Genomic DNA, 23,155 nt, shown 5'->3' with positions numbered 1-23,155 from the left:
TTTGAAGTGATGCTTCATTAATAAATTAAACGGAAAAAATATAATCTTGCTGTTTAATGATTATCAGCATCGTTGCTATTACGACTTACTGGCACTTAGATACCATGATGTTTTCTGGTAAACCGTTATCAGTAAACTGAATACTCCAAACGTACTTACCTGCCTCAGGTAACATTGCTGCGGTATCTTTTCCGTAGCCACCAGCTTTAAGAATATTTTCGACACCCAGCTTCAATTCTAGGCCTTCAGCAGTATATTGTGACGACCAATCTTTACTTGCATACTGCATACGATAGCCACCAGCCCTTTCATCGACAACGGCTTGGTAAGTATTGTTACCCTTGTACTCAAAAGCGCGGTTATCTTTATGCTTCCAGCCAGCATCTGCAAAATCACCAACTACGTACAATGTTTTACTCACAGGTCCTGTTTCATCAAGCGTTGGGTTATCACACTGCGCCATAAAACCTTCGCCAGTCATCATCACAGCCGCTTTAGTTGCTGTCGCGCCGACAGCTGAAGGAACTTCAACTTTCAAGAAACGGGCAACAAAACCATTTAATGGAATTTGATACTTACCAGAACTAACAGAAAAACGTTCACCAGTGATTAAATCCACTAAATCACCTTCTGACCCTACCATTGATGCGAGCAGTTCGATGTTATTTGATTGGGATTGTGTGCTTACCATGTACAGTAAAACATCATCACCAGACTGTTTATGATCAACATAGACAGAATCATTAGCCAGCACATTAACGCGTTCACCTTGTGATAATGCAGGGTGTGCAGCACGAAGGTTCATCAGTTTGGTCACATACTTTTTCAGATCTTTTTGGCTAGCATTCAGAGCGCCACCAGATGGCGTGGTAACACCTTCTATTTTTGCAGTTGAACGCGCAACATGATCATCACACAAACCATTAATAGCGCAGGTTGAACTTGGTGCTTTATCTGCGAAACCTTCGACTTGGTCGCCAATCTCGTCACCGTAATACAGGGTAATAGGACCAGTGTACGCGGCTTGGAAAGACAGGGCTGCTTTGTGGCGCTGCCAGTATTCATCATTATCAACATCAGCAATATTGCCACGTTGTAGCAAATCACCAAAACGGACCAAGTCATGATTTCCTAACATAAGGTTCGGTTTAGCATCTGCCGGATAGAGACTGTGTAATGACATGCCTTCATTTAGCCATTCACCGCCCTTTCCGCCATTGCCGTTTTCATTTACAGCAAATGTTTCAACAACACGGTAGCGCACAGGGAAATCGAACGCAGAACATAACGCAGGGTTTTCAGCTGAACCGTAGCCTGTCTCATTAATGTAGTTTTCGTTATTCCAAATTTCAGCCACCATGTAGCCAAGAGGATTAACTGTTTTGCCATCAGAATTTACATATGTAACCGACTTCGAGGCTTCATCAACGCTTTTACGCAGCTCAGTCCATGCATCGGTAGGCACTTGATATGCTTGGTCTAAACGCCAACCATCAATCTTTAATTCTGTTATCCAGTATGTCGCCACTTCTTTATAAAATGCCATGCTTTCAGGGTAACTAACCGGGTTACTCTCACCTTGAGGTAAATTACCTTGAGGTGATGCGACAACGTTATCTTTATGGTGTCCGAATACCCCATCAAAGAATACATATAAACCACGCTTATGAGCTTCTTCGACCAGCTCTTTCGCTTTTTCCATCGAACCAAAACGCGGGTCTATCGCAAAATAGTTACTTGCAAAATACCCAGTGGCATCCAGTCTGTCAGCCCAGTGGTTCTGCCCTTCTACAGGAACAGAATCAAATACCGGTGTTAACCAAACCGCATTCATTCCCAAAGATTGGATATAATCGAGTGAATCAATAATGCCTTGTAAGTCACCTTTGTGATGGCTAGTTCCATAGCCAGTACCATGACCAATACTGTCATCGCCATTTACAAAGCTTTCAACCATCACTTGATACATACGTAAATCATCAGTTTCTGCTGATGTTGATGTTGATACATTACAAGCGTAAGGCGTTACGTTACCAACAGATGGATCGGGTGAAGTCGATGAACCAGAACTACTGCAAGCAGATAAAGACGCTGCGATGGCAAGTGCAAGACATGTTTTTACGTTCTGTTTTAACCCCATGTTCCATTTAACCACGATGTTCTCCTTGAATTATTATTATGTTCAGTGATTATTTATTAATCACACAGCATTGAGACCATCCTTAGAATAATAATTTGAGGCGTAGGTTGGGGGGAGTAGAGATCTGCATCACATCTTTCTTACATTATTGTTTTACAATATTTTTTCACTGATTCTATTTCGATGAATAACGCCTAAGAACTTCTACAACCTCAACGGTATAGTGCTTATACCATTTATTTTGACCTAGCTTTTGTGCGACTAAATGCTCGGCATTCTGCTTCCACGCTTTAATGTGTTCGAGGTTATCCCAATAAGATATCGCGATTTCTTGACTACCTTCAGCAGTGGCTACAAACTCAGTACAATCATATTCTCTTATGGCTAAATCACGCATCTTCGCTGCCATTTTGGAATATTCATCATCCAACTGATTGATCTCGGCTTTAAATATAACGGCGTATTTCATGGGTTGTCCTTAATCCAAATGTTAATTCATAGTATCACTGACAACGATCCTGACACAGGGGGGTTAGTGGCAAGTTTTAACTCGATTCTACAATAATAAAAGGGCTCACATTTCTGTGAACCCTATTAATGTTACTTTATGATACAGCTCAAAGGCTCTTACCTCTAACAGCTACATTGGTTTATTCACAATGCTGAAACCGCAGTGTTGAAAAAGCCATTCGCACGTAACCAAACCCCATCAGGATCTGAATTATCAGAAAGGGTTAATAAATGCGGTAATAACTGTTCAGCAAAATCTTCGCTGCTTTCTTTCGGTAATACCGTCGGAAGGTGATCCACCGCTTGCACTTCAATGCCTACAATTTGAGATTGAACAATCGGTTGAGTTAACTTTGTACACGCAGTATAGATTCGGATTGGATTATCTGGGTTATTAGGATCGCAGCTAACATCACTGACCATACTTAGTCGTGGCGATGAACCCAAACTTTCAGGCGTAATAAATGGCGCAGTACCCGGGGCTAAATATGCGCAATTAACTAAAATATCAAAATTGTTAATGTCAGTGAAAGGTCCACCCGCTTTGGTTTCATTAATATCCCATTGCACCGTTTCAATACCAATATCTGCAAATAAATCAACGGCACCTCGACCACTACGTCCATACGCACCGATAACCAACGCAGTTGGCTTTTGCGGTAGTTGCGTCATTAACTGCTTCAACTCAGCAAGGTAAACATCACGATTTGGGTAGCTATTTACCGAAGGAAACGTTGAATCACTATTCAACCGATGGCAGTAACCCGCAAAACCGATAGCTGCACCTACATAACCCGCCCAATAACCAAACGCGCATACCCGTCGACCACTAATATCTTGTAAGAATTCAAGGTCTAATATTTCACCGTTTCCTTGGTCAAAACGCGCTAAAACTTGTGGGGCTTCATCCTGACCTTTGAAAGCATGCGCAAAATATATATGTTTGTGCTGTAGCGGGAAATCGTCTTCTGGTAATTCCTTAAGCCCTAGAATATACGCATTCTTTGGTGCAGTTACCCAACTATGCCCTTCAACCAGTTCACACCCTGCAGCAAGGTATTCAGCATCTGCGAAAATTCGCGTTGAGCTTTTTTCAACCATAACAACAGCACCAGTTTGGATCAGTGCAGATGCCCCTGCTGGAGTAAGCGCAGCTCGACGCTCACCTTGTTTTACTTCATCTCTTAACCAAAAAATTGTTTGCATATGATGTTCCTTACCTTATACCTGAATCGATTTTGTTGAGACGGATGAACTGCGACGAGTCATCACAAAAATAAAGAAAATTTGAAGTACTAATGCTGCAAAAATAGTCCAAGGGTTTCTTGTAAACTCCGCAATCATAAAGCCAATGCTGGCTGTAACAGCCGTTAAGATGGCATAAGGGAACTGAGTACGAACATGCGAAACATGATCACAGCCTGTCGACATTGAACTTAAAATAGTGGTATCTGAGATCGGTGAAGTATGATCACCAAGCATACCACCACTTAAAGCAGCACCAATACATATCAATGGATCGGCACCTAATGCGCTAGCAATTGGCACGACTATCGGAATAAGAATCGCAAATGTACCCCACGATGAACCCGTTGCGATTGAAATAAATCCACCAATAATAAAAATTAATGCAGGTAACACAAACACAGGTAGTCGATCACTCATAATTCTACTGATATAAGAACCCGTGCCTAATTCTTTACAAATATCACCCAGTGTCCATGCTAATAACAATATAATGATGATCTGCATTATCCTTTGCATACCAACAACAAAAGTATTGAAGGCTTGACTGTAACTCATCACATTCTTAATACCGTAGAACGCAATCGTCGATACCGAAGCAATTAAATAACTGGTGCCTAACGTTGAACGAATCACCGGTCCACTAATACCACCATATTGGTAATAGTTATAGGTAAACAAGGTAATAATACAGCCTAAAAGAATACTCAAAGGCACCATAATCAAGCTAATAGCTGGGCTTTTTTGTAATTCACTCTGGGCTGATTTTTCAACATCAGTATTCGTTTTCTCTTGAAGTTGCTGCCTAGCTTTTTGCTCAGCGACAGCCATTGGTCCCCAATCTTTACCCATTACGGCATATATAGGCACACTGGCAAGAGCAAGTAAGGCATAAAGTTGATATGGGATAACTTGAATGAACGTTGTAAAGCCATCTACAGGTTGCCCCATATTTTCAAATGCATTTTCAATTAACCCTTGAGAGTAAACACCCCAACTAATAATTGGAATTAACACACAAACAGGCGAAGACGTTGAATCGATAATATAGGCTAATTTCTCACGGCTTAATTTTAGTTTTTCAAAAATAGGCGAAAACATTGGACCTAAAATAAGCGAGTTACCTGAATCGGTAAAGAAAATAGCGATACCAGTACACCATGTCGCTAACTGCGCTTTAACTGGGTTTGACACATAGCGCGTTGCCATATTTGAAAAGGCTTTCATGCCTCCAGATTGTTCGACAAGATAAATAAAGCCTGAAATAATCGTAATTACAATGACAATTTGTGCGTTACTACTTTTTGCCAATTGAGCAAAAGGTCCATCAACTAACATCATTTGAGAGGCATCAATAAAGTTGCCGCCTGTAATGATCATCATGCCTGTCATAACAGCAACGCCTAAGGCTAATACAACATGTTGGGTTGTAAAAGCCAGAAATAAAGCCAGTATCGCGGGGACTATCGATAAAAATCCAAATTCAGCCATTCGGCCACTCTCCTTAATTATCCTTTTGATGAAAACACCAAAAATTACACACCATGTGTTATAGAGGATTGCCAAACGAATTAAGGGAGAGTAACAAAAAGAAAACAATGGAAACGTTCAAACCGACAAACGGTTTGATGGTCAATGATTCATTGCGTAGCCCTCCACCTTCATCCCCAAAGGGCAATCAGTGACAGTGTTGCTCCTATTAAGAACAACCCCAGCAGTAAGGCTGACAACCGTTACCACTTCGGCACTAAATCCTTTCAACCTGTGTTATCGGGGGTCACCCAACACATGTCTACTAATAGATAATGCACCTCTACTTTTGCACAAAATATAGAATACTATTTTGCGTTAACCTATATACAACATATAAAGTCCTAAGCAACACCACAAAACAAACAACATCGTGAACAAGATCACAAATACAATCACCGCTCGATAATGAATTAATCAAAACGTCGACAATACAAGCACCCAAAAATACATCTCTAATACTTAATGACATTTTGAATATTGGTTTTATGTTGTAAATGTTGTGAAACAGTTATATGAAACACACTGTTTAAGTGAGAGGTATGGTTTAAATTGAAACTATATGCAATTTTATAGCAATAAAACTCACCCTCATACGACATATACTAAGGGTGATATTAAGATGTTATTATAATGCGATTCCCGCTTCGTCTTCCTCAACGATGTCCGTTTCAGTCAAAGCATCGGCTAACCATTGTTGCATTTCAGTCGATGCTAATGCGCGCTGCATATATTGTTCTGCTAATGGTGAAACTTTCACACCATACGTCACAAAACGAAAAACTACAGGTGCAAACATGCAATCGGCAATACTCCATTTGCCAAATAACCAGCCATCATCAGCTTTATTTATATTATAAGACATTTGTTCGGACCAAATTTGATCAATGCGCGCAACATCTTTCAACGCGGATTCCGAGAGTGCTAATGTTCGCTTTGCACGACAATTCATTGGCATCTCGTTACGAAGTGCGCTGAAACCAGAATGCATTTCAGCAGCAATCGATCTGGCTTTTGCTCGTTCCTGTATTGTTTGGGGCCATGCTGAACCACTTAAATATTGCTCATTAATATATTCACAAATGGCGAGTGAATCCCAAATTACTGTGTCTTGCCCTTTGGCTCTAGTTGCACTCTGTTTTTGAACGCTTTTCACACTGCCACTTTTTATTTGGCCATGCTTAATTAGACCATCCTGTATTTGATCGATAAGCACTGGCACTTTAAGAGCTGGTGATATTACTGATAATTCCTCATAAAAACGTTTAGTAAATAAGGGTAATTGCACAACCTCAAATTCCAGCCCATTTTTGGCTAACATTAACCAACCACGTAAAGACCAACTTGAATAATTTTTATTGCCAATGATCAATTTCATACACGTCTCTTTACCATTAAGATTTAGTAGATTTAATTTAACGTGTTGATTTTCTAATGACTAGCGCATAGTTTTGATAACTCATATCAGAATATTGAATAGATGATGCTATCTGATAAAAGGAGCATATATGGACATAGATTCATTGCGAAGTTTTCTCGCTTTTGTCGACACTGGCAGTTTTACACGTGCAGCCAAACAAATTCATCGCACACAATCAGCGATTAGCATGCAAATGAAAAAGCTCGAAGAAGAACTCGATAAAAACCTATTTACCAAGGAAGGTCGTCACTTAGTGCTCAGTCATGAAGGGCAACAACTAGCCAGTTATGCCAAGCGTATTGTAGGCTTACACGATGAAACGATAAATGCGATACGAACAGAGACAGCTTACCCAGCCCTACATCTTGGTTGCCCCGATGATTATGCAGAATCTATATTGCCTGTGGTTATTGGTATTATTCGAGAAAGCTTAAGTAAGATTAATATTCAAGTCACCTGTGCTTCTAGTTTTTTACTACGACAAGGCTTAGATAAAGGAGAGTTACATCTTGCCATCTTGACTCGCTCTCCCAATCTTGAAGAAGGCTATTTATTAAAAACGGATGAGGGTGTATGGATAGGTTCTAAGCAACATGTATTATTAGAACATCGTCCATTACCCGTTGCACTCTTTCAGCCCGATTGTAAATTTCATTCTGCTGCTTTAACGGGTTTAATGAAAAACCAGATTCCTTACGATCTTGTCAGTTGTAGCTCAAGTGCCAGCGCGCAAAGAGGCATGGTTCGTCACGGCTTGGCTATTGGGGCAATGGCACGATCGAGTCTTTCAGAAGATCTGTATGAATTGGATGAAACGTGGCTTCCCCCCTTACCTGCAATTCACATTGTATTGGTTCCAGCAGTAACATCGCATCCAGCCTTATCCGATGGTGCTATAAAGAAAATATCGGAATCATTTCAAAATAATGCTAATAAGTAGTCGTAATTTTTTAGTTTTTTAAGATTTATTCACGCTATTTTCATACTGAAACCAAAGGTTTGTTACTGACAGTGGAAGTTGCTGTTATAATAGGTGCAGGCCAACACTGTTATGCTGACTTAGAATGTCACTATAGGCAGATGTTGTGAGTGTAGATTTTAAGGTAACAGCATGAATTTAAAGCAAGAACTTCAACAAGTAAGCAACAAGCTAGATAAAACTAAACGTAAACTAGCTGGTGCAGTAGACCGCGGTGATAAAGCAATTGCGGCTAAAGCTAAGTTGGAGCTAACTAAGTTAAACAATCAAATTGCTAGCTTAAAGACAAAACAAGCACGTGATGTTAATCAACAAGGCACTGATGTTAAGTCAATGGCTTTCAAACGTGCTTTAACAAAAGCAGAGCAAGCTGACATGGGTAAACTGAAAAAGTCTGTTCGTGGTTTAGTTGTTGTTCACCCAATGACAGCACTGGGTCGTGAGATGGGTCTTAAAGAAGTAACTGGTTTTGCACCAAAAGCTTTCTAATCTATTGTTATCACGCTTTGCGTAAATAATAGATTTTTGTGCTGTATCGCTCTGTTTCGACGGGTATACAGCACAATCGTTTTGTCTTCTTTACCTATGAACATGATCCGCAACAAAAGCCCGGCTCACCATGCTTTCCTTTTTTCTTTGTTTCTTCCTGTGTAACCTCTGTATTTGAAGCTGTTGCTTGTGAAGATGCTTCTATACCTACTTTTTCCTGCTCTGCTTTACTATCGTCTTTTTTGAAAATTTTCTTAAATGATAAACCCATAATAACTTCCTCGATATAAATGACGTAATAACTTATCTTTAGCTAACTCTTTTTAGCTGCGATCAATAAGGTGCAATTTAAATGCATGTTATTATTTGTAGCCGTCTTAGTCAATACTTCAATTGACGGGGGCATAACCCATTAACACTTTCTGTAATTAATTTACTCGAAATTTCCCTTAAAATATGGCATCTTCTGCCTCTTATATCGATCTTGATAAGTAGATGGTCATGACATGACGGAGAGTTACTGTGGATAAATTTATCCCAATATTAAATAAAATTGCAGCTACACTAGGGATGCTAATGTTTGTAATCGGTGGTGGTTTAGCATTATTTGTCATGGTTTATGGTAACTGATATATGTCAATCATAAGCCATTAGTAACTCATGCATCTAGAACGAATGACTTAAAAGGAACTGGAATACTTTTGACTAGAAAGAGTTGATAAGATTCCGTCCCTTTTAATATTCAGCATGACCAATACTTGACATATTAGCGCTACATTCGCATACCACCATCTACTTCTAGTACACGGCCTGTAAAATAATCACTTTCAAAAATGTACTTTGCAGCATGTGCGATCTCACTGGTTTCCCCTATTCTTCCTACTGGCACCATTTTTTTCAAACGCTCGACAGCTTCAGGTTTTAATTGTTCAGCCATTGCAGTGTTAACTACACCAGGAGCAATAGCAGCTGCTCGTATACCATAACGAGCAAGCTCTTTAGCCCAACATGTTGCCATCGTCGCAACTGCAGCTTTTGATGCAGCATAATTGGTCTGTCCTATATTTCCTGCACGTGCAACACTAGAAATATTAATAATGACACCTTTACGTTGAGTCTGGATCATCTTCACTGCAGCCTCTCTTCCGCATAAAAAAGACCCTGTTACATTAACATCCATCACGGTATTAAATTGCTCTAATGACATCTTACTGATCTCGCCATCTTTAGCTTTTACCAACAACCCATCGCGTAATATACCGGCATTGTTAATCAATCCATCGAGCTGACCGAAGTCTTCAATAATGTCATTAAATGCCAACTCTACTTCGGCCTCATTCGTTACATCTACTTTATATATCATAGCCTTAGTACTTAGCATATGACATTGGTCTTGAGTTTTACGCAGTGCTTCTTCATTCACATCAAGCAGTGCGAGTTCAGCACCTGATTGTGCCAAAGTAACGGCCATCATTTGCCCTAACCCTTGCCCTGCACCTGTTATTGCGATCACACTCTCTCTTAGGTCCATGCTGCATCCTTATTTTCGCTAGCACTATGATTGACGCTGATAAAACTCAAATAAACTTGAAAAATCGAGTGTTTCATTACCGTTCGCATTATGAAATGCGTATAGATTTCTTGCTAATGTCCCCATTGGAATGGAAGATTGACTTTGAATAGCGGCATCCATCCCTAAGCCAAGATCTTTCAGCATCAACTTACTCATAAATCCAGGTTGATAGTTATTACTGGCCGGAGCGTTTTCCATTACGCCAGGGCATGGGTTATATAATTCTAATGCCCAATTTCGTCCAGAGCTTTGTAACATGATGTTAGAAAGCACTTTGGGGTCGAGACCATTATCAATCCCAAGGTTAAGTGCTTCACAGGTGCCTGACATTAAAATACCGAGCATAAGGTTATTACAGATTTTTGCCATCTGGCCATCACCCGCATGACCTGCATGGAAAATATTTTTGCCAACGTGCTGTAAAATCGCATGGGCTTTACCGAAAGCAGCCTCTGTACCACCAACAATAAAGGTTAATGAAGCGGCTTTAGCACCTGCAACCCCACCCGATACTGGTGCATCAACAAACTGTAACCCTTTATTTGCGGCTTCATTCGCCACTAAGCGAGCTGAATCGGGATCAATGGTTGAAGAGTCAATTAAAAACGTATTTCTACAAACAAGATTAAGCAACCCTATACCACCATGATGATCACCAAGATACACAGCACGAACATGTGAGCCAGCAGGCAACATAGTAATGACCGTAGTTGCCCCTTTGACCACATCTTCTAAAGAAGCTGACACAATCGCCCCTAAAGGCTCTAACTTTTTCGCTGCCAATTCATTTAAATCAAATACTTGTACGTTAAAACCTGCTGCTAGCAAGTTTTTCGCCATAGGACTACCCATGTTACCCAGTCCAATAAATGCAATTGTGCTCATGAAACGCCTCCTCTTTTGAGGTTATTTGAGGTTATCTAAATTAATTTAAGTTATAGATCTAATTGCGCTAACGGATGTGTTTCTTCTGACCATAATGACGTGAATAACGTATCGATAATGGTGGTATCAACCTCGTTTACTGTCTTAAATAACCAATTTGGCTCACCACTTTTATCAATTAATCGAGCACGTACCCCTTCTTGGAATTCACCCAGCGCCCCACACCTCACAGATAAGCTAAGCTCAAGCTTGAAACATTCAGCTAATGACAATGACTGACATTGCGTCACTTGCCTAAAGCATATGTGTGCCGTTATAGGACTGCCAACTTCAAGAGTATGCTTGGCTGTTTCTATCCACTGCCCCATACCATCCATGGCTAAAATATTTTGACAAATAGTATTCAAATCACTACCACTACATGCTGCTTGGATATGCGAAAAGTAAGGCACAAGTTGGCTAGCGGGTTGATGATGAATAGTTGGCTGGGACAAGCTATCGAGCAATTCACTGACCATGGCATGATTATCATCGATGCCTCGCCAAGAGTTGCCTTGTAAATGCTCTAATACTGTCGACTTATGTTCAGAAAGTAGAAAGTTATCGGCAATATTGAGGGCAATAGCATCACTGGCATTAATGGGGGCACCGGTTAAGCCTAAGAATAAACCGATACCGGGCTCTAGCTGATTAAGGAACCACGTTCCCCCTACATCTGGGTACAAACCAATACTGATTTCAGGCATTGCTAGTCGTGACTTAGGAGTCACAACTTTATGGCTGGCGCCAATATATAAACCAATGCCGCCTCCCATAACAATACCGTCTCCCCAAGCAATAATCGGTTTTTTGTAGGTATGGATAAGATAATCACATTGATACTCTATAGCGAAATAGTCGGTTAAAAATGCTTGAGATGTACTGACCGTTTCACTTTTCATTGCATGATACATCGAGCGAACATCGCCACCAGCACAGAAGGCTTTTTCACCCGCACCATCGAGAAAAACACTCACAATATGTTCATCATCTTGCCATGTCATCAGCTTGTCTTTTAATTGCACCAACATATCGAATGTCAGCGCATTTAACGACGCTGTGTTCTCTAATATCGCGACACCAATCTTATGATCGCTATCGTCACACTCTAATTCTTCAAAACTGACTCTGCCTGTCATACCGTCTCCTAGATTAATCAGTTTTTCATGTAAATCATTACCTCATCAGGCAGGTATTACTGGTCTTATCAATTATTATTGATTCTTCCAATTAGGCTTTCGCTTCTCTAGGAATGCCTTTACACCTTCAGCTTGATCTTCGGTATCAAATAAGTTCACGAACAATTCTCGCTCTTTCATCAAACCGTGTTGCAACGGCGCAGATCGAGTCTGTTGAATTAAGGTTTTACACGCAGTGACAGAAGATGGGGATTGATTAGCAACTGATTCAGCCAACACAATAGCGGACTCTAATGCTTTACCCTGTGGCACGACCTCTTCAACAAGGCGGATTGTAAGTGCATGATCGGCAGTGACTCGTTCACCACATAAAATAATGCGTTTTGCCCAACCTTCTCCGACAAGCAAAGTCAGATTTTGTGTGCCTCCCGCACACGGTAATAACCCTACTTTTGCTTCAGGTAATGCCATTATTACTTGCTGCTCTGCAATTCTAATATCACATGCTAAGGCAACTTCTAACCCTCCTCCCATTGCATAGCCATTAATTGCAGCAATAGATACGCCTCGAAATGAAGATAAGGCTTCAAAGGCTTCACCAAAACAACGTGCCATATCAAATGCGACGGTTTTATCACCATCGGCAAACAATTTAAGATCCGCACCAGCAGAAAAGAACTTTTCGCCTTGTCCAGTGATCACTAAGGCATACACATCTTTATTTTGGTTAAGCGAACACACTAGCTGTTTAAGCTGATTGAGGCTGGTTTCTGTCCATGTATTCGCTGGTGGGTTATTCATCGTTATAACAGCAACATGATTATGAATAATGGATTCAACTGCATTTTCTTCAAGTAATGACATTACCAAATATCCTTTGTCGCTATTAATATTTTTGTTGGTTAAATTTTGGGTTACATGCTTCTGATTATATTGACCAACTACAAAATTTCGGTTCCTTCAGCTAACAACCTGCGGGCAATAATCAAGCGCATTATTTCGTTTGTACCTTCCAATATCTGATGTACTCGTACATCTCTGAAATAACGTTCAAGCGGGTATTCTTTGATATAACCATAGCCACCATAAAGCTGTAACGCTTGGTCACACACAGTAAAACCTATATCTGTAGCAAAACGCTTAGCCATTGCACAGTAAGCTGTCGCTTCAGGATCTTGTCGATCAAGTTTACTCGCGGCATAACGAACCAATTGACGAGCCGCAACAAGCTCGGTTGCCATATCGGCTAATTTGAATTGTAGCCCCTGAAACTGCGCCAAGCTTTTCCCGAACTGTTTGCGCTCATTCATATACTGGGTTGCTTGATTCAAGGCTTGTTGCGCTGTGCCAACAGAACAAGTAGCAATGTTGATCCGGCCGCCATCAAGCCCTTTCATCGCAAAGGTAAAGCCCTCCCCTTCTTGCCCCAGTAAATTACGAGCAGGGATCGCAACATTATCAAACGTAATTGAGCGGGTTGGCTGGCTGTTCCACCCCATTTTGGGCTCTTTTCGTCCATAGGTAATACCAGTAGCATCGACAGGTACAATAAACGCAGAAATACCTTTTGCACCACTTTTATGCTCTGCCTTTTTATTGCTACCTTGATCCTCATTAACCGTTCGCGCCATCACGACTAATACGTCGGTTTCACCCGCGCCTGAGATAAACGTTTTAGCACCATTAAGAATGTATTGGCCTTTTACCTTTTTCGCTGACGTTGTAAGGGCTGCGGCGTCTGAACCCGCATTGGGTTCGGTTAAACAATAAGAGCCTAACCAGTCTCCAGTGATTAATTGCGGGCAATATTCAGCCTTGGCTTCATCAGTCGCGAAACTCGCAATCATCCATGTCACCATATTATGAATAGTCATGAAGGCTGTAGTCGATGTACATCCCATCGCGAGTTGTTCAAAAATAATCGAAGAATCTAGGCGACTTAACGCTAAACCACCCTGTTCTTCTGGGGTATAAAGACTAAGGAAGCCCAGTTCTCCCGCTTCTTTTAAAACATCTTTAGGGAAGATATGCTTTTCATCCCACTCGGCCGCCATTGGGCTGAGACGTTCTAATGCAAACTGTCGAGCAGTTTCTGCGAAAGCACGTTGATCTTCATTTAATTCAAAATCCATACATCACTCCGATTTCACGGCATTACAGCCTCAAGTAATACCATTCTGGATAAGTAAATGGTCAGATAATTGCGCAGGAAAAAATTGATAGTAACAAGGCAGAAATTGAAGTAACTAGTGGTTATAATTATAAAATTTCTAACGCAGCTATAAGTAATTTTAACCAGCAAGAATGATCAGATACTTGTCTAGATTGTTATAAACAGCTACTTCAAGTGAATAGTAAGGTTAGGGCCTGATGGAATATCGTCATCAAACCAACGCGCTGTTACCGTTTTCGTTTCCGTATAAAAGCGAACAGCTTGCTTACCGTAAGCATGTAAATCACCGTAAAAACTGCCTCTCCAACCAGTAAACGAGAAAAAAGGTAATGGCACAGGAATCGGTACATTGATACCCACTTGGCCGACTTGAATTTCGTGCTGGTATTTACGAGCAGCACCGCCACTGGCGGTAAAAATGGATGTTCCGTTGCCATATGGGTTATTGTTCACCAGTGTTATGGCATCTTCCAAAGTGTCTACTTCGATACACATCAATACTGGTCCAAATATTTCTTGCTGATAAATCGACATGTTCGTTTTAACACCACTAAATAGTGTCGGCCCTACCCAGTTACCATTAGGGAAACCGTCGACTGTACACTGGCTACCATCAAGCTCGCACACGGCTCCTTGATCTTTTCCTTCTTGAATTAAACCCAGCACGCGCACTTTTGCTGGAGCGCTAATTAAAGGTCCATAGCCTGCGTTAGCGTCGTCCCAACATCCTGGTTGAATCTTTGCCATTTCGTTTTTTAAATCTGGAATCCACTCTTTTGCCCCATCAATAAACACCGCCACTGAAATTGCCATGCAGCGCTGACCCGCAGCCCCAACAGAAGCGCCGACCAAATTACTGATCACCTGTGCCTTGTTGGCATCAGGCATTACCACCATATGATTTTTAGCACCCGCAAAAGCCTGAACACGTTTAAAGTGTTGCGTACCAGTCTGATAAATATATTGTGCAACAGGTACTGAACCCACAAACGAAATAGTGCGAATGTCTGGATGAGACAGCAGAAAATCAACCTGTTGTTTGCGACCATGAACAATCTGTAGAACCCCTTTTGGCGCACCCGCTTGCTCAAATAATTCAGCTAAACGAATTGAGGTTAGCGGTACTTGTTCGGAAGGTTTTAAAACAAAGGTATTGCCACTCGCAATGGCGATAGGAAACATCCACAAGGGGATCATTGCAGGAAAATTAAACGGGGTAATACCGCAGCACACACCAAGCGGCTGAGTAATCGAATAGGTATCGATGTCTGTTGCAACGTTCTCAACCATTTCCCCCATCATATTGCTTGCGATATTGGCAGCTTGTTCAACCACTTCAATACCACGCCACACATCCCCTTTGGCATCGGCTAGAATTTTACCTGTTTCTTGCGATAGTAGCGTTGCCAGTTCGTCATGATGCTCTTTCAATAAATGTTGATATCGAAGCATAAGCCTCGCACGATCAGGCACAGCTACAGCTTTCCACGACTGAAAGGCGTTAGTCGCACTGGTTATGGCTTCAATCATCTCAAGCTCTGTTGCGCAGGGCAATTCGGCAATAACATCATTTGTCGCGGGGTTAGTTACATCGACCCACTCATTAGTCACTGACTGACGAAACTCACCATCAATAAATAAGGGAACAGACTTAATCATTGCTATGTCCTTTTTAGTTGATTTCCACTACGTTGTTATCGCAAAAAAACTTATAGTGGTATTTCAATACCAATTGCTGTTGCTTCCCCCCCTCCAATGCAAAGGGAGGCAACGCCACGCATCACATTTTTATTCAGCTCGCGTTCGGTATCTAATGCTTGAATCTGCCTCAGGCTATGAATAAGCGTAACCAAAATACGTGCACCACTGGCACCAATGGGGTGCCCAAGCGCACACGCGCCTCCTTTAATATTTACCTTATCAACATCCAAGCCTAATTGGCGTACCGCTATTTGTGTAACCACAGCGAAAGCTTCATTGATTTCCCATAAATCAACTTCATCGATCGACCAATCTAATTTAGATAGCAATTGTTCAATAGCGTAAACAGGCGCAAGAGTGAATTCAGCGGGCTTACGAGCATGTGTTGTATGCCCCCTGATAATGGCAAGAGGCTCTAATCCTTGTTGCTGCGCAATTTCAGCATCTATCACCACTAATGCGGCCGCACCATCCGAAATCGCACTTGAATTTGCAGCTGTCACAGTGCCATGCATCGCAAATACAGGGGTGAGTTTGGGGATTTTTTTGAGATCTATTTCGTGAGGGTGTTCATCGTAATCTAATGTCTTACTGTTATGTATATTCGTACTGTCTTCTAGTGCTGCCGCCCCTTTAGTTAATAACGAAATTGGCACTATTTCATCGGTAAATAACTGCTGTGCTTGCGCATCTAAAGCACGCTGAACCGACATAGAAGCCCATTCATCCATCTGCTCTCTGGTGTAATTTAATCGGTCAGCAATATGCTGAGCATAAACACCCATTAAGTCACCTTCATAGGCATCTTGTAAGCCATCTAAAAACATATGATCATATGTTGTTTTATGACCTATCCGCATACCATTACGTGACTCTTTAAGAAGATATGGCGCATTGGTCATACTTTCCATACCGCCAGCAATAGCACAATCTATTGACCCAGCTTTAATCAAATCATGCGCTAACATGACTGATTTCATACCTGAACCACAGACTTTGTTAATCGTCGTGCAGCCAACAGAATACGGCAGCGCTGCACCTAAAGCTGCTTGGCGAGCAGGCGCTTGACCACAGCCAGCAGGCAATACACAGCCCATAAAGACTTCATCGATACAATCAGGTGAAATAGATACCGCATCGAGTGCAGCTTTAATGGCAATCTGCCCTAATTGAGGGGCAGAAAACGCTTTAAGCTTGCCTTGAAAGTTACCTAACGGTGTACGTTTTGCAGATACAATCCAAATGGTTTTTTCCATTACTCCGTCCTCGTTGACGACAGCAATTGATCACAGCCTTTCGAATTTACTCTTCAGAGTTAACTTATCTCTTAGCCAAAGCACATTCGTTATACCAAAAAAGACCTGTTCACCTCGATAAACTCGCTCATCTTGATAAGTACTCTCGCTAATTAAACAAGGCATACTATTTTTCGTACTGTGATTTCTTGACGTTTACGTAAGCATAGCACTAACATTTACGTAAACGTCAAGAAACAAGCTGGCAACAATTTAAATCTTAACGATCCCAATCGAACCATATCGATTGCCTTTACTTTTTTCCTATCATTAAGATCATGTTTTGTCTTTAACGTTTTGTTTCATGGTAAAGCTTTCCTGGTCGCCAAGCAGTTGGAGGACATAATCAGGTGGAAACATTTAAAATTAGCGAGCTCGCCAAAGAATTTGATATCACGACAAGAAGCATTCGTTTTTATGAAGATATGGGGCTTATTTACCCTACCCGACAAGGTAATATTCGGGTTTATCAACGTCGAGATAAAGTGCGATTGAAATTGATTCTACGTGGAAAACGGCTCGGGTTTTCGTTGGCTGAAATTAAAGAATTGTTTGCGCTATACGATACCAATCAAAGTGATAATCAGCTTAATCAAATGCTCACTATCATTGATGACAAGCAAGTCACATTACAACGCCAACTCAACGATATTACTGTCGTAATGAGCGAACTCAATGCTGCCCGTGAACGTTGTCACCAAGCACTTAACCGTTCAAAACCAAGCTAAAAATAGCTTATATAACAACCGAAGTTTACAAAGCGACTTAGGAGATGTTATGAAAATTGCGTACACCCCGCTTAACTTCAACCTTGGCGAAACAATCAATATGTTGCGCGAGCAAGTCAATGGCTTTGCTGCGGAACATATAGCCCCTATTGCTGCAGATATTGATAGAGATAATCAGTTTCCCAATCATCTCTGGTCACTCTTCGGGGAGATGGGGTTATTAGGTGTAACAGTTAGTGATGAATATGGCGGTGCAGATATGGGGTATTTGGCGCACGTGATTGCGATGGAAGAAATAAGCCGAGCATCAGCCTCTGTCGCACTTAGTTATGGCGCGCATTCTAACCTGTGTGTAAACCAAATATTTCGAAATGGCACTCAACGTCAACGTGATAAATACCTCCCTAAACTCATCGATGGCAGCCACATTGGTGCGCTTGCGATGAGTGAACCGAATGCAGGTTCAGATGTAATCAGTATGCAATTAAAAGCGGAATTAGAAGGCGACCATTACGTCCTGAACGGTACTAAAATGTGGATCACCAATGGTCCAGATGCACACACCATCGTTGTTTACGCCAAAACAGATCCTAGCGCAAAATCTCATGGTATTACCGCTTTCATTATCGAGCGCGATTTTAAAGGGTTTAGCCATGCTCAAAAGCTCGATAAGTTAGGAATGCGCGGTTCTAATACCTGCGAATTAGTATTCGAGAATTGCCGAGTTCCACAAGAAAATATTTTAGGGAAAGTAAACCACGGCGTCGAAATTCTAATGAGTGGATTGGATTATGAGCGTGTCGTACTTGCTGCTGGTCCGTTAGGTATTATGCAGGCCTGTCTCGATCTTGTTGTACCTTATGTGCACGACCGCAAACAATTTGGTCGTTCTATTGGTGAGTTCCAACTGGTTCAAGCCAAAGTGGCCGACATGTATACCCGCATGAATGCCGCGCGTGCGTACGTTTATACCGTCGCAGCCGCTTGTGATAGGGGTGAAACCACACGAAAAGATGCCGCAGGAGTCATTTTATACAGCGCCGAGCTAGCAACACAATTAGCGTTAGACACCATTCAACTACTTGGTGGTAATGGCTATATCAATGAATTTTCAGCAGGTCGATTATTACGAGATGCCAAACTGTACGAAATTGGCGCGGGTACTTCTGAAATAAGGCGCATGTTGATTGGTCGAGAATTATTTGAAGAATCTCGTTAACGGCGCTGCCAACCTAAGGCTTTTTTCTTAAGGAGATCGGTTCGAGAAGCTTTGTTCAAGGCGTTAGGCTCAAGGATCCCTGTTAATGCGGTGCATTTAAAAAGGACGAAACATGGCAATTCTTCAAACCAAAGCTAAACCGAACGATCCGCATTTTCTCGCCAATCAACAAATAATGGTCGAGTTAATCGATAATCTTCAATCAAACCTTCATGTAATCAAGCAAGGTGGTGGCCAATCGGCGATTGAACGTCAACGACAAAAAGGCAAACTGCCTGTCAGAGAACGCGTTGCCTCACTCTTAGACAAAGGAACACATTTTCTCGAAATTGGACAATTTGCAGCATGGCGTGTATATGATGAATCCGTTCCATGTGCAGGTGTTGTCGCAGGCATAGGTAAGATTGAAGGCATCGAATGCATGGTGATAGCCAACGATCCTTCAGTAAAAGGCGGCACCTATTACCCATTAACCGTCAAAAAACATCTGCGCGCGCAAGAAATTGCTGAACGTTGCCACCTTCCCTGTGTATACCTTGTCGATTCAGGTGGCGCTAACCTTCCCCACCAAGCTGAAGTCTTTCCTGATAAAGATCATTTCGGACGTATTTTTTACAATCAAGCACGAATGTCTGCTAAGGGGATTCCTCAGATTGCGGTTGTTTTAGGTTTGTGTACCGCAGGGGGCGCATACGTTCCTGCAATGGCAGATGTCTCTATTATCGTAAAAGAGCAAGGCACCATTTTTCTTGCAGGCCCTCCACTCGTTAAAGCTGCGACAGGTGAAATAGTAACCGCAGAAGAACTAGGAGGTGCTGACGTACATTGCAAAAAGTCGGGCGTTGCCGATTATTATGCCAATAACGAAATACATGCACTGACTATTGCTAGGCAAACTATTGCAAGCGCGAACCAAGTACCCACCGTAAACGCTCAAAAAACCACTTTGCCGCCACGTTATAATGCTGAAGAAATTTACGGCATCATTAACGCTAATTTACGCCATTTGTTCGATGTTCGCGAAATTATTGCCCGCGTCGTCGACGATTCCGATTTTGATGAATTTAAAGCCTTTTATGGCACAACGCTTATTTGTGGTTTCGCCTATTTATATGGTCATCCCATTGGTATTGTGGCCAATAACGGCATTCTTTTTTCAGAATCGTCCCAAAAGGGTGCGCATTTTATTGAGCTTTGTGCCAAACGAAAAATCCCCCTGCTGTTCTTGCAAAATATCACTGGGTTTATGGTCGGTAAAAAATATGAATCAGAAGGGATAGCCAAACATGGTGCCAAGCTTGTCATGGCTGTTGCGTGTGCCGATGTGCCTAAATTTACCGTGATTGTGGGTGGCTCTTATGGTGCTGGCAATTATGGCATGTGCGGGCGAGCCTATAACCCAACCATGATGTGGATGTGGCCGAATGCGAGAATATCCGTTATGGGCGGAGAACAAGCAGCAGGTGTTATGGCGCAAGTAAAGCGTGATGCAAAAAATAGACAAGGCGAGCAATGGTCGGCAGAAGAAGAAAATGACTTCAAACAACCAATCATTGAACTATATGAAAATCAAGGGCACCCCTACTATGCCAGTGCACGGTTATGGGATGACGGCATTATCGATCCAAAAGATACAAGGGATATTGTAGGGCAAGCCCTTACTGCTGCATTACGCGCGCCTATTCCTGACAGCCAGTTTGGCATTTTTAGAATGTAATAGCCGAATGTAATGGCCCTACATAATCCAAATATTTAGCCCGAATCTAGAGAGCACTAAAATGAAAGAATACAAGCTGAATCAAAATCGACTGGCTGAACATACACAAAAAACATGCAAACAAAGTGATACCGAATCAAGTGATGTTTTATGTGAAATCGATGCAAATGGTATTGCAACACTCATACTTAATCGTGTGAGTAAAAAGAATGCCTTTGATGATTCAATGATAGAAAGCCTCATTCATTACATAGACACTCTCTCTGCTATTCCTACTATTCGGTGTTTACTGTTACAAGCAAACGGCACGCATTTTTCAGCCGGAGCAGATCTTCATTGGATGAAATCAATGGCGGAAAAATCCGTTAAAGCAAACCATCAAGATACCCAACAACTCGCCCACCTAATGCAAACTCTTGATACATTCCCTCATCCAACAATTGCTGTTGTACAAGGCTGTGCTTTTGGTGGTGCCTTAGGGCTGATTTGCTGCTGTGATATCGTTATCGCACAGTCTGATTCACAGTTTTGTCTAAGTGAAGTAAAGTTAGGGCTTATTCCAGCAACAATCGGGCCTTATGTTTGTCGTGCCATTGGGGTTCGTTATACGCGGCGTTTTATGCTAACGGGCGAACGTATTGATGCAAATACAGCGCAACACATCGGGTTAATACACCTTATTGTCGATACCGAGACGAAAACAGAAGCAAGCAGATTAGAACAGCAAATAATCCAACTTACCCAAGCTATCTTAAACAATAGCCCTGCCGCCCTGCAACAAGCGAAAGCACTGTGTCATGCATGTGAAAACCAACCTATTGATAAAAAGTTGATCAAATATACCAGCCATTTAATTGCCGATATTCGTGTGTCAGAGCAAGGGCAAGAAGGCTTAAGCGCTTTCTTTGATAAACGCCAACCATCATGGTGTGCTAATACCAAAATCAGTACGAAAAAAGGAAAAGGGAAAAAGAATGAATAGCACAAGTTTGCTCCCTACCGATGTTACGATTGTTGAAATGGGCGCACGCGATGGCTTACAGAATGAAGCCGCGGTGACTACAGAAGCTAAAATCAACCTTATCAATCAATTATCTCTAACAGGGTTAACCCATATAGAAGCAGGATCATTTGTATCACCTAAATGGGTGCCTCAAATGGCCGACTCAAAACACGTATTAGAAAAAATATCACGCCAACCCAATGTTATTTACTCAGCCTTAACCCCTAATTTACAAGGGTTTGAGCAAGCAATTCAATCGAAGGTAAATCAAGTTGCAATTTTTACATCATCATCTGAAAGTTTCTGCAAAAAAAATATCAATTGTTCTATCGCAGAAAGTATCAAACGCTTTGAGCCATTAATAACCGAAGCGAAGAAATACAACATACCGGTTAGAGGGTATTTATCTTGTATTGCTGATTGCCCTTACGATGGTGAAACAAAGCCTGAACAAGTTGCCACTATCGCTAAAGAGTTAATCGATTTAGGCTGTTACGAAATTTCGCTTGGTGACACCATTGGTACAGGCACACCGCTTCGTATAGGTAGAATGTTAGAAGCGGTACAACGCAATATTCCAATTAATCATCTTGCTGTTCACTTTCATGATACTTGGGGGCAAGCACTCGCTAATATATACCAAGCGTTAACCATGGGTGTAAGCGTAATAGATAGCAGTGTTGCAGGGTTAGGAGGTTGCCCATATGCTGTAGGGGCAAGTGGAAATGTTGCAACTGAAGATGTGTTATATATGTGCCATGGATTAGGCATAGAAACGGGCGTTAACCTGAATGATATAGCTAAAGCTGGTTGGATGATCTGTCATATTTTAAATAAACAGCCCTCATCAAAAGTGTCATTAGCTTTACGTTAAAATTGGCGATAATTATTTATGGAGAACAACAGTTATAAAAGACATTTGATTAATAAATCAATCTATAACAACAACCTAAAAGCAATTATCGCCTAAAACCATCCATCATTAGTTAATCACTTCTTGTATGTGCACTCAATGGCACCTGTAATATATTACTAACAATCTGAGCGTAAATATCGCTGTTCCGCTTCTAACTCATTAGCAGCAGTCCATAGTGTTTGTTCTCGACGTCTATGCCGTTCTAAATGACAACCAAGACCTTCAACCTTTAGCTCATTCGTCGGGCCAATATACTGATCTGCATGACTTGAAAAAATAGTTCTAAATTCTTCCATAGTGGGAAGACGGTGATTGTCCTCTTCGAAATTGATAAAAATATCATTAACAGTCAATGATATGTCCCTTTTTACGCCATCAAAATCCGTACTATTCATCTTATCCTCACCTAGAATAACCAGCTCAAAATATCGTACATTTACGTATGGTTTTTCAG

22 protein-coding genes and 1 riboswitch are annotated in these 23,155 nt (G+C 41.5%); of the genes, 8 read left to right on the top strand and 14 right to left on the bottom strand.

The features are described from left to right. Nucleotides 1-85 precede the first annotated feature (85 nt). The 5 genes from C9J48_RS21800 to C9J48_RS21780 all read right to left on the bottom strand — a co-directional run bounded on the left by C9J48_RS21800 (nucleotide 86) and on the right by C9J48_RS21780 (nucleotide 6,803). On the bottom strand, nucleotides 86-2,140 hold the full coding sequence (locus tag C9J48_RS21800) for an alpha-amylase family glycosyl hydrolase (RefSeq protein ID WP_036803111.1): 2,055 nt from the start codon (nucleotides 2,138-2,140) through the stop codon (nucleotides 86-88). 175 nt (nucleotides 2,141-2,315) lie between these two features. Continuing rightward, nucleotides 2,316-2,609, bottom strand: a complete 294-nt coding sequence (locus C9J48_RS21795) for an antibiotic biosynthesis monooxygenase family protein (protein ID WP_006230179.1) — start codon at nucleotides 2,607-2,609, stop codon at nucleotides 2,316-2,318. Between the two features lie 185 nt (nucleotides 2,610-2,794). After that, on the bottom strand, nucleotides 2,795-3,856 hold the full coding sequence (locus C9J48_RS21790; protein ID WP_006230180.1) for a saccharopine dehydrogenase: 1,062 nt from the start codon (nucleotides 3,854-3,856) through the stop codon (nucleotides 2,795-2,797). A gap of 15 nt (nucleotides 3,857-3,871) precedes the next feature. Next, complete coding sequence (locus C9J48_RS21785) at nucleotides 3,872-5,386, bottom strand: Na+/H+ antiporter NhaC family protein (RefSeq protein ID WP_006230181.1); 1,515 nt, start codon at nucleotides 5,384-5,386, stop codon at nucleotides 3,872-3,874. A 149-nt stretch (nucleotides 5,387-5,535) separates the two neighbouring features. After that, nucleotides 5,536-5,719, bottom strand: a riboswitch (Lysine riboswitch). Between the two features lie 334 nt (nucleotides 5,720-6,053). After that, nucleotides 6,054-6,803 (bottom strand): glutathione S-transferase family protein, encoded by a 750-nt coding sequence (locus tag C9J48_RS21780; protein ID WP_107281243.1) that lies wholly within the window; start codon nucleotides 6,801-6,803, stop codon nucleotides 6,054-6,056. Between the two features lie 130 nt (nucleotides 6,804-6,933). Here C9J48_RS21780 and C9J48_RS21775 point away from each other — a divergent pair, with 130 nt between their 5' ends. Together C9J48_RS21775 and C9J48_RS21770 are read left to right on the top strand one after the other, a co-directional pair. Continuing rightward, on the top strand, nucleotides 6,934-7,785 hold the full coding sequence (locus C9J48_RS21775) for a LysR family transcriptional regulator (RefSeq protein WP_006230183.1): 852 nt from the start codon (nucleotides 6,934-6,936) through the stop codon (nucleotides 7,783-7,785). A gap of 171 nt (nucleotides 7,786-7,956) precedes the next feature. Beyond that, nucleotides 7,957-8,313, top strand: coding sequence for a YibL family ribosome-associated protein (locus C9J48_RS21770; RefSeq protein ID WP_006230184.1), 357 nt, complete (start codon nucleotides 7,957-7,959; stop codon nucleotides 8,311-8,313). Nucleotides 8,314-8,407: 94 nt separating this feature from the next. Here the strand turns inward: C9J48_RS21770 and C9J48_RS21765 are convergent, their stop codons facing one another. Continuing rightward, the gene (locus tag C9J48_RS21765) at nucleotides 8,408-8,584 is read right to left on the bottom strand and encodes a CCGSCS motif protein (protein WP_006230186.1); all 177 of its coding nucleotides are present in this window, start codon (nucleotides 8,582-8,584) and stop codon (nucleotides 8,408-8,410) included. Between the two features lie 251 nt (nucleotides 8,585-8,835). Here C9J48_RS21765 and C9J48_RS21760 point away from each other — a divergent pair, with 251 nt between their 5' ends. Further along, nucleotides 8,836-8,943, top strand: coding sequence for a hypothetical protein (locus tag C9J48_RS21760; RefSeq protein WP_006230187.1), 108 nt, complete (start codon nucleotides 8,836-8,838; stop codon nucleotides 8,941-8,943). A 142-nt stretch (nucleotides 8,944-9,085) separates the two neighbouring features. On the opposite strand, the gene C9J48_RS21755 is transcribed toward C9J48_RS21760, so the two are convergent. The 7 genes from C9J48_RS21755 to C9J48_RS21725 form a co-directional block, all read right to left on the bottom strand. Then, nucleotides 9,086-9,844, bottom strand: coding sequence for an SDR family oxidoreductase (locus C9J48_RS21755; protein ID WP_006230188.1), 759 nt, complete (start codon nucleotides 9,842-9,844; stop codon nucleotides 9,086-9,088). A gap of 24 nt (nucleotides 9,845-9,868) precedes the next feature. Continuing rightward, nucleotides 9,869-10,771, bottom strand: coding sequence for a 3-hydroxyisobutyrate dehydrogenase (mmsB, locus tag C9J48_RS21750; RefSeq protein WP_006230189.1), 903 nt, complete (start codon nucleotides 10,769-10,771; stop codon nucleotides 9,869-9,871). Between the two features lie 50 nt (nucleotides 10,772-10,821). Continuing rightward, entirely contained in the window at nucleotides 10,822-11,949 is a 1,128-nt protein-coding gene (locus tag C9J48_RS21745) for an enoyl-CoA hydratase/isomerase family protein (protein ID WP_006230190.1), read from the bottom strand. Nucleotides 11,950-12,024: 75 nt separating this feature from the next. Continuing rightward, entirely contained in the window at nucleotides 12,025-12,813 is a 789-nt protein-coding gene (locus C9J48_RS21740) for an enoyl-CoA hydratase (protein WP_006230191.1), read from the bottom strand. A gap of 77 nt (nucleotides 12,814-12,890) precedes the next feature. Next, entirely contained in the window at nucleotides 12,891-14,081 is a 1,191-nt protein-coding gene (locus tag C9J48_RS21735; protein WP_006230192.1) for an acyl-CoA dehydrogenase family protein, read from the bottom strand. Between the two features lie 206 nt (nucleotides 14,082-14,287). Next, nucleotides 14,288-15,781, bottom strand: coding sequence for a CoA-acylating methylmalonate-semialdehyde dehydrogenase (locus C9J48_RS21730; protein ID WP_006230193.1), 1,494 nt, complete (start codon nucleotides 15,779-15,781; stop codon nucleotides 14,288-14,290). Between the two features lie 50 nt (nucleotides 15,782-15,831). Further along, a complete protein-coding gene (locus C9J48_RS21725; RefSeq protein WP_006230194.1) occupies nucleotides 15,832-17,079 on the bottom strand; it encodes a thiolase family protein in 1,248 nt (415 codons plus the stop codon). A gap of 389 nt (nucleotides 17,080-17,468) precedes the next feature. Between C9J48_RS21725 and C9J48_RS21720 the strand changes: the two genes are divergently transcribed. The 5 genes from C9J48_RS21720 (at nucleotide 17,469) to C9J48_RS21700 (ending at nucleotide 22,659) form a co-directional block, all read left to right on the top strand. After that, nucleotides 17,469-17,846 carry a MerR family transcriptional regulator gene (locus C9J48_RS21720; protein ID WP_006230195.1) on the top strand — a complete coding sequence of 126 codons (378 nt, stop codon included), beginning with the start codon at nucleotides 17,469-17,471 and terminating at the stop codon, nucleotides 17,844-17,846. 49 nt (nucleotides 17,847-17,895) lie between these two features. Then, complete coding sequence (locus C9J48_RS21715) at nucleotides 17,896-19,065, top strand: isovaleryl-CoA dehydrogenase (protein ID WP_006230196.1); 1,170 nt, start codon at nucleotides 17,896-17,898, stop codon at nucleotides 19,063-19,065. Between the two features lie 112 nt (nucleotides 19,066-19,177). After that, nucleotides 19,178-20,782, top strand: a complete 1,605-nt coding sequence (locus C9J48_RS21710; protein WP_006230197.1) for a carboxyl transferase domain-containing protein — start codon at nucleotides 19,178-19,180, stop codon at nucleotides 20,780-20,782. A 61-nt stretch (nucleotides 20,783-20,843) separates the two neighbouring features. After that, nucleotides 20,844-21,764 (top strand): enoyl-CoA hydratase-related protein, encoded by a 921-nt coding sequence (locus tag C9J48_RS21705; RefSeq protein WP_006230198.1) that lies wholly within the window; start codon nucleotides 20,844-20,846, stop codon nucleotides 21,762-21,764. Next, nucleotides 21,757-22,659 carry a hydroxymethylglutaryl-CoA lyase gene (locus tag C9J48_RS21700; RefSeq protein WP_006230199.1) on the top strand — a complete coding sequence of 301 codons (903 nt, stop codon included), beginning with the start codon at nucleotides 21,757-21,759 and terminating at the stop codon, nucleotides 22,657-22,659. Before C9J48_RS21705 ends, C9J48_RS21700 begins: the two co-directional genes overlap by 8 nt. 158 nt (nucleotides 22,660-22,817) lie before the next feature. Here the strand turns inward: C9J48_RS21700 and C9J48_RS21695 are convergent, their stop codons facing one another. Then, complete coding sequence (locus C9J48_RS21695) at nucleotides 22,818-23,096, bottom strand: hypothetical protein (RefSeq protein WP_006230200.1); 279 nt, start codon at nucleotides 23,094-23,096, stop codon at nucleotides 22,818-22,820. Nucleotides 23,097-23,155 lie beyond the last annotated feature (59 nt).

The sequence above is a fragment of the Photobacterium profundum genome (assembly GCF_003026285.1).
GTDB classification, from domain to species: domain Bacteria; phylum Pseudomonadota; class Gammaproteobacteria; order Enterobacterales; family Vibrionaceae; genus Photobacterium; species Photobacterium profundum.
The sequence above is the reverse complement of the archived record's forward strand: the minus strand, read 5'-3'. Positions and strand labels throughout refer to the sequence as shown.

Bases quoted from the DNA above. Each gene is read 5' to 3' on its own strand.
- C9J48_RS21785 (WP_006230181.1), bottom strand. From the start codon at position 5,386: ATGGCTGAATTTGGATTTTTATCGATAGTCCCCGCGATACTGGCTTTA.
- C9J48_RS21770 (WP_006230184.1), top strand. From the start codon at position 7,957: ATGAATTTAAAGCAAGAACTTCAACAAGTAAGCAACAAGCTAGATAAA.
- C9J48_RS21800 (WP_036803111.1), bottom strand. From the start codon at position 2,140: ATGGGGTTAAAACAGAACGTAAAAACATGTCTTGCACTTGCCATCGCA.
- C9J48_RS21795 (WP_006230179.1), bottom strand. From the start codon at position 2,609: ATGAAATACGCCGTTATATTTAAAGCCGAGATCAATCAGTTGGATGAT.
- C9J48_RS21710 (WP_006230197.1), top strand. From the start codon at position 19,178: ATGGCAATTCTTCAAACCAAAGCTAAACCGAACGATCCGCATTTTCTC.
- C9J48_RS21740 (WP_006230191.1), bottom strand. From the start codon at position 12,813: ATGTCATTACTTGAAGAAAATGCAGTTGAATCCATTATTCATAATCAT.
- C9J48_RS21775 (WP_006230183.1), top strand. From the start codon at position 6,934: ATGGACATAGATTCATTGCGAAGTTTTCTCGCTTTTGTCGACACTGGC.
- C9J48_RS21700 (WP_006230199.1), top strand. From the start codon at position 21,757: ATGAATAGCACAAGTTTGCTCCCTACCGATGTTACGATTGTTGAAATG.
- C9J48_RS21725 (WP_006230194.1), bottom strand. From the start codon at position 17,079: ATGGAAAAAACCATTTGGATTGTATCTGCAAAACGTACACCGTTAGGT.
- C9J48_RS21695 (WP_006230200.1), bottom strand. From the start codon at position 23,096: ATGAATAGTACGGATTTTGATGGCGTAAAAAGGGACATATCATTGACT.
- C9J48_RS21780 (WP_107281243.1), bottom strand. From the start codon at position 6,803: ATGAAATTGATCATTGGCAATAAAAATTATTCAAGTTGGTCTTTACGT.
- C9J48_RS21790 (WP_006230180.1), bottom strand. From the start codon at position 3,856: ATGCAAACAATTTTTTGGTTAAGAGATGAAGTAAAACAAGGTGAGCGT.
- C9J48_RS21730 (WP_006230193.1), bottom strand. From the start codon at position 15,781: ATGATTAAGTCTGTTCCCTTATTTATTGATGGTGAGTTTCGTCAGTCA.
- mmsB (WP_006230189.1), bottom strand. From the start codon at position 10,771: ATGAGCACAATTGCATTTATTGGACTGGGTAACATGGGTAGTCCTATG.
- C9J48_RS21735 (WP_006230192.1), bottom strand. From the start codon at position 14,081: ATGGATTTTGAATTAAATGAAGATCAACGTGCTTTCGCAGAAACTGCT.
- C9J48_RS21745 (WP_006230190.1), bottom strand. From the start codon at position 11,949: ATGACAGGCAGAGTCAGTTTTGAAGAATTAGAGTGTGACGATAGCGAT.
- C9J48_RS21715 (WP_006230196.1), top strand. From the start codon at position 17,896: ATGAAAATTGCGTACACCCCGCTTAACTTCAACCTTGGCGAAACAATC.
- C9J48_RS21755 (WP_006230188.1), bottom strand. From the start codon at position 9,844: ATGGACCTAAGAGAGAGTGTGATCGCAATAACAGGTGCAGGGCAAGGG.
- C9J48_RS21705 (WP_006230198.1), top strand. From the start codon at position 20,844: ATGAAAGAATACAAGCTGAATCAAAATCGACTGGCTGAACATACACAA.
- C9J48_RS21765 (WP_006230186.1), bottom strand. From the start codon at position 8,584: ATGGGTTTATCATTTAAGAAAATTTTCAAAAAAGACGATAGTAAAGCA.